Source organism: Spirulina sp. 06S082, from assembly GCF_034932145.1.
Classification (GTDB): Bacteria; Cyanobacteriota; Cyanobacteriia; order Cyanobacteriales; family Spirulinaceae; genus CCY15215.
Genome location: NZ_JAYGHV010000128.1, coordinates 18,906 through 34,620 on the forward strand (window position 1 = coordinate 18,906; position 15,715 = coordinate 34,620).

10 protein-coding genes are annotated in these 15,715 nt (G+C 44.4%); 7 read left to right on the plus strand and 3 right to left on the minus strand.

Translation table 11 applies throughout. The annotated features are described in order from the left end of the window. Positions 1-71: 71 nt before the first annotated feature. The 5 genes from cobT to VB714_RS08685 all read left to right on the plus strand — a co-directional run bounded on the left by cobT (position 72) and on the right by VB714_RS08685 (position 11,204). The gene (gene cobT / locus VB714_RS08665; RefSeq protein ID WP_323223165.1) at positions 72-1,181 is read left to right on the plus strand and encodes a nicotinate mononucleotide-dependent phosphoribosyltransferase CobT; all 1,110 of its coding nucleotides are present in this window, start codon (positions 72-74) and stop codon (positions 1,179-1,181) included. Between the two features lie 215 nt (positions 1,182-1,396). Further along, complete coding sequence (locus VB714_RS08670; RefSeq protein ID WP_323223167.1) at positions 1,397-5,866, plus strand: CHAT domain-containing protein; 4,470 nt, start codon at positions 1,397-1,399, stop codon at positions 5,864-5,866. A gap of 88 nt (positions 5,867-5,954) precedes the next feature. Continuing rightward, positions 5,955-6,635: an N-acetylmannosamine-6-phosphate 2-epimerase gene (locus tag VB714_RS08675; RefSeq protein WP_323223169.1), complete on the plus strand. Its 681-nt coding sequence runs from the start codon at positions 5,955-5,957 to the stop codon at positions 6,633-6,635. A 140-nt stretch (positions 6,636-6,775) separates the two neighbouring features. Next, positions 6,776-7,663 carry a GGDEF domain-containing protein gene (locus VB714_RS08680; RefSeq protein ID WP_323223171.1) on the plus strand — a complete coding sequence of 296 codons (888 nt, stop codon included), beginning with the start codon at positions 6,776-6,778 and terminating at the stop codon, positions 7,661-7,663. A 70-nt stretch (positions 7,664-7,733) separates the two neighbouring features. Further along, positions 7,734-11,204, plus strand: coding sequence for a filamentous hemagglutinin N-terminal domain-containing protein (locus tag VB714_RS08685; RefSeq protein WP_323223173.1), 3,471 nt, complete (start codon positions 7,734-7,736; stop codon positions 11,202-11,204). A gap of 11 nt (positions 11,205-11,215) precedes the next feature. Here the strand turns inward: VB714_RS08685 and VB714_RS08690 are convergent, their stop codons facing one another. From VB714_RS08690 to VB714_RS08700, 3 genes are all read right to left on the minus strand, one after another. After that, complete coding sequence (locus VB714_RS08690; protein ID WP_323223175.1) at positions 11,216-12,619, minus strand: aspartate ammonia-lyase; 1,404 nt, start codon at positions 12,617-12,619, stop codon at positions 11,216-11,218. A 106-nt stretch (positions 12,620-12,725) separates the two neighbouring features. Beyond that, complete coding sequence (locus tag VB714_RS08695; RefSeq protein ID WP_323223177.1) at positions 12,726-14,255, minus strand: YifB family Mg chelatase-like AAA ATPase; 1,530 nt, start codon at positions 14,253-14,255, stop codon at positions 12,726-12,728. Further along, entirely contained in the window at positions 14,245-14,373 is a 129-nt protein-coding gene (locus VB714_RS08700; RefSeq protein WP_323223178.1) for a hypothetical protein, read from the minus strand. The genes VB714_RS08695 and VB714_RS08700 overlap by 11 nt, the downstream gene beginning before the upstream one ends. Here VB714_RS08700 and VB714_RS08705 point away from each other — a divergent pair. Further along, positions 14,372-14,710, plus strand: coding sequence for a histidine triad nucleotide-binding protein (locus VB714_RS08705; RefSeq protein ID WP_323223180.1), 339 nt, complete (start codon positions 14,372-14,374; stop codon positions 14,708-14,710). The two genes, VB714_RS08700 and VB714_RS08705, sit on opposite strands and share 2 nt — an antisense overlap. 106 nt (positions 14,711-14,816) lie before the next feature. Further along, positions 14,817-15,715: photosystem II q(b) protein (psbA, locus tag VB714_RS08710; RefSeq protein WP_323223182.1), on the plus strand; the 899-nt coding region annotated here is incomplete at its 3' end.

Genomic DNA, 15,715 nt, shown 5'->3' on the forward strand with positions numbered 1-15,715 from the left:
AATTAAATTGCCTCTTAATTCTGTCCGGAGTATTGCTTGCTACAGTTAAAAATAAATAACCAGAAATAAACTTGATAAAAATTTACACTCAACCAGAAAAGGGAGAAACCTGGCTCAAGCAATATCGCGGAAAATTGCCTTATTTTGCTTGTGTTTTAGGCTTTACAGAAACAGGATTGATTGAAGGCATTTCTGCTGCGGGGGCAACTCCTGAAGACCGAAAATATACCGCGATCGCCGATGCTGAGTTTCTCGTAAATGGGGTCAAACCCAATCCGCAATATCCTCTCCCTCCCCTTCATATTGGCGCTTCTCCCGTCCTCATTTCTCGGGCGATAGTAGAGGCACTAAACATCCCAATTTGGCTGTTTAATGCGGGTTTACCCCAACCTCCAGCCGTCCCCGCGATCGCCCTAGGAGGACAGCCTGCAAGGTGTGTTTCTACGGGAAAAGCCCTGCCTTTATCAACGGTGAAAAATTTGCTCGATCGCGGTTTATTTTGGGGAGAAAAACTCGCCAAACAATTGCCAGAAAGTTATTTAATTATTGGAGAATGCGTCGTCGGAGGAACGACAACGGCGTTAAGTATTCTAACAGGATTAGGGATTGAAGCACAAGGAAAAGTGAATAGTTCTCATCCCAGTTGCAATCACTTACAAAAGCGAGAAATTACACAGCAAGGATTAAAACAAATCTCTGATAAAAGCGATCCTCTTCAATTAGTGGCTGCTGTGGGAGATCCCATGCAAATTGCTGTTGCAGGGATGGCGATCGCGGCCAGTCGTCATTGTGGGGTTTTATTGGCAGGAGGGACGCAAATGTTAGCGGTTTATGCACTATTGGAGGCGATCGCCAGAACCTATTCATTACCCTGGCAACGGAAACGAATCGTCGTAGGAACCACGCGATGGGTCGCAGAAGATGCAACGGGGGATACTGTGGGTTTGGCTGAAGCAATGGGAAATATTCCTCTTTTAGCAACTCAACTAAGTTTTACGCACTCTCATTTTGAGAATTTTCGCGCTTACGAGAGAGGTTATGTGAAAGAAGGAGTGGGGGCGGGAGGATGCGCGATCGCGGCACATTTAGCTAACAATTGGACTAACGATCGCCTAGTGGGAGAAATTGACGCGATCGCACTTTCCTTGGCAAAAAAGGCGATCGCTAATAAAAAGAACTAAATTATTCTTTCAGAGAATAACAAAAAACCGAAATAACTCTTATTTTAACGTGAATTGGGGTAGAATACAAGTCAAACATTGTAGATAAATTCAGTAAAAATAAGGTTTCAAATAGAGAATAATTAAGTTAAAAATAGATTGGGTGTATTTCGAGCAGTTTTTATCCAAACTTTATAGTTATCTAGCGCGACTTTGCGATCGCTAGAGAGGAAACCGTGTTTAGAAAACTTCCCATCCTATTTGCCCCCTTATGTTGTTATGAAGCGATCGCTAGCCAAGCGGTATCGGCACAATCAATCGTAGCTGATTTTACTACGACAGAAACTATTATAAATCATGAGGGAAATACTTACAATATTCAGGGAGGAATCCAAGCAGGAGCAAATTTATTCCACAGTTTTCGCGAACTGGGACTGAATACCAACGAAATTGCTAATTTTCGTTCTAACCCTCAAATTGACAATATTTTAGGGCGAGTAACCGGAGGAAATCCGTCAATCATCAACGGACTAATTCAAGTAACCGGAGGAAATAGCAATCTCTATTTAATGAACCCAGCCGGTATTGTCTTTGGCGGAAATGCGAGTTTAAACGTTCCCGGTAGTTTCCTCGCTACCACGGCGGATAAAATTGGTTTTGATGGGGGTTGGTTTAATGCAGTAGGAGATAACAATTATGAAAATTTAGTCGGTACTCCCAATCAATTTACCTTCTTAAGCGAACAACCAGGAACAATTATTAATGCTGGAAATTTAGCCGTTCCTAGCGGCCAAAATATCGCTTTAATAGGAGGAACCGTCATCAATACCGGAACGATCGCGGCACCAGGAGGAAATATTACCCTCGCTGCGGTTCCAGGCACTAATTTAGTCCGGCTTTCCCAAAAGGGAATGTTACTCAGTATTGAACTTCCAGAAGCTGAAATTAGTCAAGGAATTACCCCTCTAAGTCTTCCCGAATTATTAACAACACCGAGAGTTGAAGCGGTAATAGCCTCTCCCGACTCCTCATTTCCCACTCCCCATTCCGGTGATGTTTTCCTGGCTGGAGAAGTGACGGCAAAAACTGTTAATTTAGCAGCAACTCATCGCGTTACTCCCACAGATTACGATCTCATTCATACGGGAGACGGGAGGGAAAATGCCCCCACAGTGATGATATTTGCCAACGAACCACAAGATCCTTTATTCTATACTTTCATTGACGAACGAGCCGATAACCCTTATCAATTACTGTACGGGGGAACGGCTGGAACGATCGCCACTCTCGTCCCTACTCACAAAGACGGAATCTCATTTGTTACCGAACAATTATCGGCGATCAATGCAGAAGGAGGAGACATTGACGCAGTTAATATTGTTACCGAAGGTAATCAAGGTTACTTTTGGTTGGGTAATGCCCTCGTCACTGCCGAAAGCGTTGCCGAAGGAGGCATCCATCGAGAACAGTTGCAAGCATGGGGACAGTCCCTTAGCGCCAATGCAGATATCCTCCTCTATAGTTGCTTAACTGCCTTGGGAAGCGCAGGAGAAAGCCTGATCGGAAATATTGCCAAGGCGACAGGGGCAGATATTGCCGCTTCTACCGACGTAACGGGAAGCGCCAACTACCAAGGAAACTGGGAATTAGAGTATCGCATCGGTGCGATCGCCGCAGAGAATCCTTTTACCCCGGAAACCTTACAGGAATGGGAAGGGAAATTAGCGACTCAACTCGTTACCTCCACAGCAGATAGTGGGGGAGGATCCCTACGAAATGCCATTTCCAGTGCTGGAAATGGCGATTTAATTACCTTTGATACTACGGGAGTCTTTGTCAATCCTCAAGCCATTAACCTCGCTTCCGATATTACTTGGACGGCGGAAAATTTAACTTTAGAGGGAACAGGACAAGATAAACTCTTTATTAATGGCACAGCAACTTCGAGAGTTTTTACAATCAATGCCGATAATGCAACCATTCGCAATGTTACTATTCAAAATGGAACAACAGCAGGAGATGGAGGGGGAATCCATCATACAGGAATGGGGACTTTAACTCTTGTAAACAGTACCGTTACTAATAACTCTGCCTTGAATGGTGGCGGGGTTTATAGCGATAGTTCTGTCACCTTGATTAATAGTACCGTTGCCAATAATGCCGCCACTGGTGGGGTTGGAGGCGGCATTTTAAACTTTGATCTTAATGGGAATGTCACCCTGATTGAGAGTACCGTCGCTAATAATATGGCCAGTGGAAATGGTGCCGGGATTTTCAATAGTGGAAATGTTGAACTTACCAAGAGTACGATTTCGGGTAATGTTAGTAATAATAATGGTGGTGGTATTTATACGAATAAGATCGCCAATCTAACCAATAGTACGATTTCTGGTAATATGGCTATAAATGGAGGCGGAATATTCAGCCAAGGGGGAACTATTCGTAATAGCACGATCGCCAATAATCAAGGAGGAGGAGTTTATCGCAGTAACGGGACTTTTGCGATCGCCAATTCTATTATTGCTCAGAATACAGGCAACGATCTGGCGGGAGATTTTACGGGGAGTAGTTTTGATTTTAACCTGATCGGGACGACTGCAGGAACTACCAATTTGTCATTAGGAACGGGGAATATTACGGAAGTTGACCCCAATCTATCCCCCCTTGGCAATTATACTGGTAATACTCAAACCCACGTTCTTCTCCCCGGTAGTGCGGCGATCGATGCGGGGATGAATCTGGGACTGACAACGGATCAACGGGGTTTTTCTCGAGGCACAAAAGTGGATATCGGTGCAACAGAAGTGACTGCGGATCTGCAAATTACACAGGTTATTTCCCCTTCTGTAGTCAGCGCGGGACAACCTGTGAGTTTGAAGGCGATCGTCACGAATAATGGACCCGATGCTGTGGGCAATATCATCGTCGAAAATTTTCTGGCTTCTGAGATAGACTTAAATAACATTACTTTTTCGAGTGGAAATATTAACTTTATATCAGGCAAGGAGACAACACCTCATTTAATTACTTGGTCAATTGGCGCACTTGATGGCAGTTTTAACACGATCGCCGCCGAGAACAATGTTACCCTCGATTTAATGGGCATCGTGAAAGATAGTAATACCCTTGCTAATCTTACTTTTTCTACTCAAATTTTGTCTTTTCTGGGGGAAAATTCCAATTCAGCTAATAATAGTGTCAATAGTATATTATCAATTCAAAATTCCTCAACTACTGAACCATCACTTTCAATACCTTTACCTTCCTTCCCTTATTTTTTATCTTCTTTTTCCCCCATTTCTTCTCTCTCATCTCAATTTTCCCTTGCTTCCTCCTTTCGTTTTGATGCGATCGCCGATGAAGTTCTTTTTGAGCAACTTGAAGAGGGGTTGAGCAAACATTTTGAAGATTATTTAGGAATTGAGCAAACTAAAACCCTCAGCCTCCAAGAAGCACGGCGAATATTAGCCAATATCCACACTCAAACCAATTTTACTCCGGCGCTTGTCTATATTTTCTTTAAACCCCCGATACCAACCTATCAAAATGATAGAACTCTATTATGGCAGTTCAATGAATCATTACTCAATGCCCATCGTGAAGATTTTGTCAGGTCTTTACAACAGCAACAAGACAGCGACGAATTAGAGATTGTGTTGGTGACACAAGCAGGAACTATTATTCGCCATAAAATGACAGGAATCACCCGCAAACAAGTCATCGCCAGTGCCAATCAATTTCGCCGTACTATCACTAATATTCGTCGTCCCACCCAATTCCTCAACCCGTCTCAACAACTCTATCAATGGTTAATTGCACCGATTGAAAGAGACTTACAAAAACGAGGTATTGACAATCTCGTGTTTATTGTGGACGCTGGTTTGCGTTCTATTCCCTTTGCCGCTCTTCACGATGGTGATAATTTTTTAATCGAACACTATAATATTGGACTCGTTCCCAGTCTGTCTCTCATCGATCCTCAATATCGCAAACTCGGAGATGCTGAAGTTTTGGCCATGGGTGCCGATACTTTTAGCGATCGCGATCCACTTCCGGCGGTTTCGGTTGAATTAGAAGTCATTAGCGATCGCCTTTGGCAAGGAGAGTCCTTTCTCAATGAAGATTTTACACTAGAAATATTAATTGGCGCTCGGGCGGCACGAGATTTTAGAATTGTTCATTTAGCAACCCATGCAGAGTTTAAACCTGGACAACCGAATAATTCTTACATTCAATTTAATTCCCAACGATTACCCCTCGATCGCTTCAAAGAATTGGGTTTTGATAAACCTCCTGTCGATCTGTTGGTTTTGAGTGCTTGTCGCACAGCTTTAGGAGATTCTGAGGCAGAATTAGGGTTTGCAGGACTGGCTTTAGCAGCAGGTGTAAAATCGGCATTAGGGAGTCTTTGGTATGTCAATGACGCGGGAACTTTGGGCTTGATGACGGGTTTTTATGAAGGCTTGGGATCTCTCGGATTAATCGCGACTTTTTATGAAGGCTTGGGAGATTCAAGCATTAAAGCCGAGGCATTGCGACAGGCACAACTCTCAATGTTACGCGGTGAAATTCGATTAGAACCGGGAAAATTATTAACCTCTGGAAATAATTTTACTTTACCGAGTGAAATCTCGCAACAAGGCGTTTTAGATTTGACTCATCCTTATTATTGGAGTGGTTTTACCATGATTGGTAGCCCTTGGTAATTGGTAGGGGTTTGGTCTCCAAACCCCTGACTCCTACATGGTATAATTATCTCTCATCCGAGTAAAATTCTGTAAAGATAATTTTTATATGCTATTGAAAACCTTAGAAAAAGGCCTAATTGTTTCCTGTCAAGCGCCGATTGATTCTCCTCTCCACGATGCCAATATTATTGCGGCGATCGCCCAAGCAGCGATTCTCCAAGGTGCCGCAGGAGTGAGAATTGATACTCCCTCCCATGTCAAAGCCACGCGCCAAAAGTTACCCAATACCCCGATTATTGGACTCTGGAAGCAACAAATACCGGGTTATGAGGTTTATATTACCCCTCGCTTTCAAGACGCGATCGCCATCGCCCAAGCGGGTGCTGATATTATTGCTATTGATGCTACTCTACGCGATCGCCCCCAAGGAGAAACCGTTGCCAATCTTATTACTAAAATTCACAATGAACTCGGTAAATTAGTCATGGCAGATATCGACGATCTCGAAAGTGCAACTCAAGCGGTTGCAGCAGGTGCAGATATTGTCGGGACAACACTTTACGGGTATACCCAGCAAACATCTGAAAGTCACCCTCCAGGATGGGAATTATTAAGTCAAATTGTTTCCCAATTGGACATTATTACAATTTGTGAAGGAGGCATTGCTGCACCGGAAATGGCAAAAAAAGCCCTCGATCTAGGTGCTTATGCCGTTGTTGTTGGTACGGCAATTACGGGGATAGATTTAAAAGTACAATCTTTTCAAAGTGTTTTTTCGGATAACTGAGTTAATAAATGTTAATAGATATTGTGGAAAATACTGAAAACTTAAGTTGTAACAATATCTTCTCAGATTCACAAAAATAATGCTACAAGTGTCGCAGCTTATAATAAGAATAAATTCTCTAGCTGAATTGGAGATTATTGATGTTGACACTTCCTGCTTTAATGCCTCATGGTTCTTGTTTTTTTTGGAATGTTCCCTTAACGACACTTCACGTTACTGCCGATTGTCTCATTTTTTTAGCTTATTTTTCCATTCCGACTATTATGTTTATCAATCGCAATTATGCAACCGAAAAAGCACGATCGCTTCTCGTACTATTTGCTGCCTTTATTTTTAGCTGCGGCCTCAGTCATTTAGTGACAGCATGGAATATTTGGCACACAGATTATTGGTTAGAAGGATGCACAAAATTAATCACAGCATTAGTAAGTGGTTATACCGCAATTGAATTAAAACGCTGTCTGCCTAATTTATTAAGAACGCAACAAAATCTAGAACGATCTGAAGAGTTAATGAGAACCGATCCCCTAACAGGATTAGTCAATCGTCGAGGATTCCAAGAAGCTGTTACCCAATTGTACAACGACGATCGCGATCGCAAGAGAATTCATACATTAATATTACTAGATTTAGATGGATTTAAAAACGTTAATGACACTTATGGGCATCCTTTTGGCGATCGACTTTTGTGCCAAATTGGAGAACTCCTAAAAATGAATGTCCGTTCCCCAGAATCTTTCGTTGCTAGAATTGGGGGAGATGAATTTGCTATTCTGCTAGAAAATTGTGGGATTATTGAAGCGAGTAACGTTGCAATAAGATTGCGCTGTCTGATTGCGGAATTTTCTCTCACGAAAGATAATTTGGGCTTGGGAGTGAGTGCAGGATTGTCTATTTTGGCTTCCCAGAAAAGTCTAGAAACAGTCTATGAAGAAGCAGACAAGGCTTTATATTATTCCAAACAAGCAGGGAAAAATCTCATTTCTTGGACTGATTCACTCGAAAAAAATCAATTTAAGTCAATTTAAGCGATCGCTATTTTTTATTAACGATGAAATGAATATGCTAGACTAAGATAACCCTAGGGACACAAGGATAATGGTGGCAGGCCAAGAAAGGCGAAATACCAAAAAGATAAAAGTATTGAGATATTGCCTCGGATTGGCGATCGCAGCTTTCCTTGGAGATATCATCCCCCCTGCTTCTGCTCAAATTATCCCCGATAATACTTTAGGTTCCGAGTCTTCTCTCCTAACTCCCCAACAAAGATTACAAACCCTGATCGAAGGGGGTGCAAGTCGCGGAAATAATCTTTTTCATAGTTTTGCCGAATTTAATATTAGCAACGGAGAGCAAGTTTATTTCGCCAATCCGATAGAAATTGAAAATATTCTCACTCGCGTTACAGGAAATAACATTTCGCAAATCTTGGGAACTCTTGGAGTGAAAGGAAATGCCAATTTATTTCTTATTAATCCTAATGGTATCTATTTTGGAGAAAATGCTCGTCTCGATATTGCTGGGTCATTTTTTGCCACGACTTCCGAGGGAATTCTCTTCAATAATGGTTATACTTTCAATGCCAGTAACCCCAATCTTCCCCCTCTACTGTCCCTTAATATTACCCCTGGAATTCAATATCCCAGCACTCCCCAAGGAGATATTACCAGCCAAGGCCGCTTAGAAGTTGGGAAAGATTTCACTCTAGTTGGCGATCGCCTCAATTTACAAGGATACTTACAGGCAGGAGAAAATCTCACCTTACAAGCAGGAGATACTTTACAGATTCGCGATAGTACCAAGCAGCCCTTTATCGCCTCAGCCGGGGAAGAATTAATCCTACAAGGCGATCGCCGTCTCGATATCTTTGCTTTAAACCATCCCCAAAGCGGCTTATTTTCCGGCGCTGATATGGTGTTACGCAGTGCCGCCCCCGTTATTGGCGATGCTCACTATTATAGCGGAGGACACTTTCGGATCGAGGAATTAAATGGTAGATTAGGCGATCTATTAAGTCCCAATGACCCCATCATTCGTGCTAGTGGTGATGTGAGTTTTACCAGTTATACCGGAGCATCCTTGCATATTCTAGCTGGTGGTAGCGTTACCATTCCAGGAGATATTAGAATTACAGGGACAGATGGCATCAATGGATTAATTGAGTCTGTTACCTTATCCAATGGTTCTACCTTCAACATTGACGGGACAAGCGATCCCACCTTAGATATTCGTGCGGGAACTACCAATTATGGTACTACGGGGATAACAGGAACAGGAACATTTACCTCCGCAACACCAGGGACTGGAGGCACGGGAACCAGTGCTAATATTGCGATCGGAAAAGTTGAATTTAACAGTGGTGGAATGCCGATCGCGGGAACGGTTTTGCTAACCAATCAATACTTTCCCAATGCTACATTAACGGGCAATATTTCCCTCACTGCAACGGGAGATGATGTTATCAAAAGTGAGGGGGCAACTCAAGGAGGAAGTCTGCGAATAGACTCGCAAAATGATATTAATATTGACGGGAATATAAAACTTTCAGCCCTCATGAATGCGGGTAATGGGGGTAATGCAATGCTTTTATCGGGCAACAATCTCACATTTGCGGCGAACTCAGATTTATCGGCAACGGGTTTATTGGGAGGCCAGATCGAGATCGTTAGTGGTGGAACTTTCGCGATCGCCGAGAGCGTTCTAACAACAGATAGTTCTACAACCACCAGTACTTCTAGTCGCAGGGGAGGGGATATTAACATTCTGGCCAATAATGTCTTTCTAACGGAGGGAGCAACCTTAAGTGCCAATACGAGAGGGATAATTAATGCGGGTAGGATTAACATTGTTGCTACCGATACGATTAGAATTGATGGCGTTTCCAATACAGGAAGCACCTCAAAGATTGCCAGTGAAGTTCAATCGGGTGCCGTGGGTGATGCGGGGAGTATTTCCTTATCTGCTGCGTCTTTAGAGGTACTTAACGGAGGAGTTATCACTACTTCCAGCCGATCGCAGGGAAATGGAGGCAACATTACGATTAATGCCAGTAATGCCGTGAAAATCACCGGAGGCAATGGTGAAAGAAGTAGAATTGAAAGCGAGATCTCGCAAGATGCGATCGGTAATGCTGGCGATATTATCATCAATACGAATTCTCTAGAGATAATGAATCAAGGTGTTATCACAACAGCAGCATTAGGACAAGGAAATGGCGGTAATATTACCATTAATGCCGGCGATAATATTAGTATTGATGGCAGTAATGGTAAAACAGGAATTAACAGTGAAGTGAAAGAGACTGGAGTAGGAAATGCAGGCAGTGTTAGTATTAGTGCTAATTCTCTCGACCTTACCAATGATGCTTTAATTTCAACGGATACAAAAGGACAGGGTAATGCTGGGAATATTACGATTAATGTTAATGATACTGTTGCGATCGCCAATAGTGTTATTGCCAGCAGCATCGACAGTTCCTCCCGAGGCAATGCTGGTAATATTGAAATTAATGCCACCACAGTGAATGTAACAGAAGGGGCAAGCGTAGTGACCAGTGTTCAAGGTACGGGGAATGCTGGTAATATCGCGATCGCAGCCAGTGATAGCATTACCATTGATGGAACTCGTAGCGATGGTCAAGGCAGTAGCCTTTCCAGTAATATTGGCAATACAGCAACGGGAAATGGTGGACAAATTACCATCGAGACAGGTACTCTAACCGTTAGTAATCGTGCATCTATCTCCAGTAGTGCAGAAGGGAAAGGTAGTGCGGGAGATGTTAATATTACTGCCAATTCTGTCACCCTAAGCCAGCAAGCTAACATTGAAGCCTCAACTTCAGAAGGGGATGGAGGGAATCTTAATTTTACCGTTGCGGATATCCTACTCTTACGCTACAACTCCAGTATCTCGACAACCGCAGGAAGTGCCAGTGCGGGGGGCGATGGGGGTAATATTAACATCAACGCGGGGTTTATTGTCGCCGTCCCCAGTGAAAATAGCGATATTACTGCTAACGCTTTCACGGGAAATGGCGGACAAATCACAATTGTAACGAATGGGATTTTCGGTTTGGAGTTTCGCGATGAACTCACTTCTGAAAGTGATATTACTGCTACCTCTCAGTTTGGTTTAAGCGGGACCGTGAGTATCACTACTTTAAATGTGAATCCTAGCCAAGGATTGGGGAATTTAGCCGCAGATTTTGTCGATCCGTCTAATTTGGTGCGGCACGCCTGTCCCAGCGATCGCGCAGAAGCCCGCGCATTTGAGCGAGAAGGGAGTCGATTTGTGATTACCGGGCGGGGGGGCATTCCCGCCAATCCCACCGATATTCTCGAAGGAGAAGGGGCGATCGCCGACTGGGTGAATTTAGAGACACGGGGATCGGGAGAGGAGGGGGCGATCGCCGAATTCAGCGCTAATTTACCTCAAACCGTTGAGGCACAAGGATGGTACAAAGATGAAACTGGCAAACTGATTTTAACCACAGAGGCGATCGCGGCTACCCCTCATTCACCGCGAATGGTTGCAGGTAATTGTAGCGCGATCGAACACCCGAGAAAGTGAAACCTTCTGGCTTAAATTGTGGGAAGTTGGCTCATTTTTTCGAGATCGAGAACTTGGGCTAACTCATCTTCCGTCATTAAGTCTTTTTCAAGAACAATTTGACGGATAGATTTTCCGGTTTCCAAAGACTCCTTAGCCACCGATGCTGCATTCAAATAACCAATATGAGGATTTAATGCTGTCACTAACGCTAAACTTCCCTCTGCATAGTCCAAACAGCGATCGTCCTGTACAGTAATTCCCTGAATACATTTCTCGCTTAATCCCGAAATTGCATGACCTAAAATTTCAATCCCATTAATGAGATCGTAAGCGATTAATGGCATCATCACATTTAATTCCAACTGTCCCGCCTGTGCTGCCAAGGCGATCGCGCTATCGTAGCCCATCACCTGAAAACAAACCATAGAGATCATTTCCGCCATTACCGGATTGTATTTTCCCGGCATAATCGACGATCCTGGCTGTACTGGAGGCAATTGAATCTCCTTTAATCCCGTTTTTGGACCCGAATCCATTAAGCGTAAATCATGGGAAATTTTCACCAAATCCTGGGCTAAATTCCGCAGCGCTCCCGACACACTCACAAAAGGTGACATACTCTGCATCGCCGCCATTAAATGAGGCGCACTACTCAGAGGATGATCGATATACTCTCCCAGCAACTCCGCCACTCGGAAGCGATATTGAGGATGGGTATTCAACCCCGTCCCCGAAGCACTTCCCCCCAAGCCCAATACGCACAACTCCTCTGTAGCATACTTAATGCCCCGCAGATGCTCGCCAAGAATTCTCGCCCAGGCGCGAAATCCTTCTCCCAGCCGTACCGGAACAGCATCCTGTAAGTGAGTTCTTCCCGACTTAACCACATCTTGAAAAGCGATCGCCTTTTCATTCAGTGCCGCGATCGCCGAATCTAAAGCCGGATACAAAGAATGAGTCAAAGCCAGCAACCCTCCAATCCGAATTGCCGTGGGAATAACATCATTAGTAGACTGACCGTAATTAACATGGTCATTGGGACTGACGCGCTGATAATTTCCCTTTTCTGCTCCCAAAAGTTCTAGAGCGCGATTGCCCAGAACTTCATTCACATTCATGTGATGAGAAGTTCCTGCCCCAGCCTGATAAACATCGACAACAAATTGATCGCGAAACTGTCCTTGCAGGACTTCATCCGCAGCTTGAGCGATCGCCTTCGCTATGTCATCAGGAATGCAGCCGAGTTCCCCATTGGCGATCGCCGTCGCTTTTTTGATTAAAATGCAGGCATCAATGTATGTAGAAAGGGGTTTGAGTCCGCTAATGGAAAAGTTTTCTGTTGCTCTAAGGGTTTGAATCCCATAGTAAACATCCTTGGGGAGTTGGCGTTCTCCCATCGAGTCGCGTTCGATGCGATAATCTAATTCGGTCATGAGTCTCTTAAATTCGGGTCGCAATGGCTGTCAAATCATCCTATCAGGTTGCGCGATCGCTATTTCCTCAACACTCATCATAACTTGAGTTCGCGCTGGCATAATTTTATTGTAATCTATCTAAAGTGCGATACTGAATAGCCTCGGCAACGTGCTGAGAACTAATCTTCTCCTCTGCCGCTAAATCCGCGATCGTGCGAGATACCTTGAGAATTCGATCCATTGCTCTTGCGGAAAGCCCTAACTTGCGAATTGCCATTTCTAATAAATTGCGACTGGTTTCATCCAAAGCGCAAAACTGTTGGAGGTGACGGCTTTTCATTTCCGCATTGCAACGGATGCTAGTATCATTGCTAAAGCGTTTGCGAGCGCGATCGCGGGCAATTTCAACCCGTTCTCGAATCGGTTTTGAGGGTTCCCCCGCAGCCTGTCGCGTCATCTCTTCCGGTTTCAAGCGATTAACTGCGACTTGTAAATCGATGCGATCCATCAACGGTCCCGATAATTTTGCCCAGTAATTTTCCCGTTGTCGAGGAGAGCAAGTACAGGCTTGAATTGAGTCGCCATAGTAACCGCAAGGACAAGGATTGGTACTGGCAACTAGGGTAAATTGTGCGGGAAACATCACCGATTGACGAGTGCGAGAAATGGTGACGCAACCATCTTCTAAGGGTTGACGCAAAAACTCTAAAACATTGCGTTTAAATTCCGTCAGTTCGTCTAAAAATAGGACTCCGCGATGAGCCAAAGAAATTTCCCCAGGACGAGGAATGCTCCCTCCTCCTACTAATGAAGGTCCCGATGCAGAGTGATGGGGACCGCGAAAAGGTCGCTCTTCAATTAATGTACCTTTATTTTTCAATAAACCTGCAACAGAATGAATTTGCGATACTTCTAGAGCTTCTGCAAAAGAAAGTGAAGGCATGATTCCAGGCAATCGCTTTGCTAACATGGTTTTGCCACTGCCAGGAGGACCGACCAAGATGAGGTTATGACCCCCTGCTGCGGAAATTTCCAAGGCACGACGGGCATGATTTTGTCCTTTTACTTCTTTTAAATCCGAGATACCTAGCCTCTGCCGATTTGATTCAATTTTGACATTAAATATTGCTGGGGAATGGTCTTCCGGTTGGCAAAGAAAAGTTGCAACTTGAGATAAATGTTTGAACCCATAGACCTTTAAACCCTCAACAACAGCAGCTTCGCGCACATTATCTTCGGGAACAACTAAACCCGTCATACCCATGCGTTGTGCCGCAGCAGCAATAGGTAAAACCCCCGCAACCGATCGCAAACTACCATCTAAAGAAAGCTCTCCTAAAAAGAGGAAATCTCCCAATAATTGTGGGTCTATTTGCTCAGAAGCTGCCAGAATTCCAATGGCGATCGGCAGATCGAAACTCGGACCTTCTTTGCGTAAGTCTGCTGGGGTTAAATTAATTAATATAGGTCGCATGGGAAAAATTAACCCCGAATTTTTTAAGGCTGCCTTGACTCGCTCTCGAGATTCTTGGATCGCCGCATCGGGCAATCCCACGACAATAACTTTCGGCAATCCTCCCGAAACATCGACCTCTACTCCCACTTTAATCGCATCAATGCCAACGATAGACGCACTCCAAACTCTAGCCAGCATAATTTTTCAGCCAAACCACTGTATAAATGTAGTTTACTGGTGAATCGGTCGTTGCAGAGGCGATCGCTTTCTTGAGAAAATAAAAATATCTATTACTGACTACCCAATTAATAAACATGGAAACTATTTTCAGCAAAATTATCCGCAAAGAAATTCCAGCCGATATTGTTTATGAGGACGAGCTTTGCCTCGCCTTCAAGGATGTTAGCCCCCAAGCCCCCACTCATATCCTGGTCATCCCCAAAAAACCGATTCCCCGACTTTCCGAAGCTGTTTCAGATGACCATGCTTTGATGGGACACTTGCTCCTTAAGGTCAAGGAGGTTGCAGAGCAAGCCGGATTAACCAATGGCTATCGAGTTGTCATTAATAATGGTAACGATGGCGGCCAAACCGTGGATCACTTGCACCTGCACATTTTGGGCGATCGCCAGATGGGTTGGCCGCCAGGTTAAATAAATTTTTTTGCAAAACTCTTTACAAAACGAAATATATCCGTTAGTATAGACTCAAGCCGGTTTACAAAAGCCTGCGAATCTATAAACCACGCAATCATAACCAATGACTACAACAGTACAAACTCAACAAAGCGCATCTTTGTGGGAACGTTTCTGTCAGTGGATTACCAGCACCAATAACCGTATTTATATCGGTTGGTTCGGTACCCTGATGATCCCCTGCCTGCTCACCGCAACCACCTGCTTCATCATCGCTTTTGTCGCAGCTCCTCCCGTGGACATCGACGGAATCCGCGAACCCGTTGCTGGTTCCTTGCTCTACGGAAACAACATTATTTCCGGTGCAGTCGTTCCTTCCTCCAACGCGATCGGGCTTCACTTCTACCCCATCTGGGAAGCAGCCAGCCTCGATGAATGGCTCTACAACGGCGGACCTTACCAGTTAGTGATCTTCCACTTCCTCCTCGGTTGCTTCTGCTACCTCGGTCGTCAGTGGGAATTGAGCTACCGCTTAGGAATGCGTCCTTGGATTTGCGTTGCTTACGCTGCGCCTTTATCCGCCGCTTGTGCAGTCTTCTTAGTCTATCCTATGGGTCAAGGTTCCTTCTCTGACGGAATGCCTTTAGGAATCAGTGGAACATTCAACTTCATGTTGGTCTTCCAAGCCGAGCATAACATCCTGATGCACCCCTTCCATATGTTAGGAGTAGCAGGAGTCTTCGGTGGAGCATTGTTCTCCGCAATGCACGGTTCATTGGTAACATCCTCCTTGGTACGCGAAACCACCGAGAACGAATCCTTGAACTACGGCTACAAATTCGGACAAGAAGAAGAAACCTACAACATCGTTGCAGCCCACGGCTACTTCGGTCGCTTAATCTTCCAGTATGCCAGCTTCAACAACTCTCGCGCCCTGCACTTCTTCTTAGGAGCATGGCCGGTAATCGGAATCTGGTTCACCTCTTTAGGTGTCAGCACCATGGCATTTAACTTGAATGGATT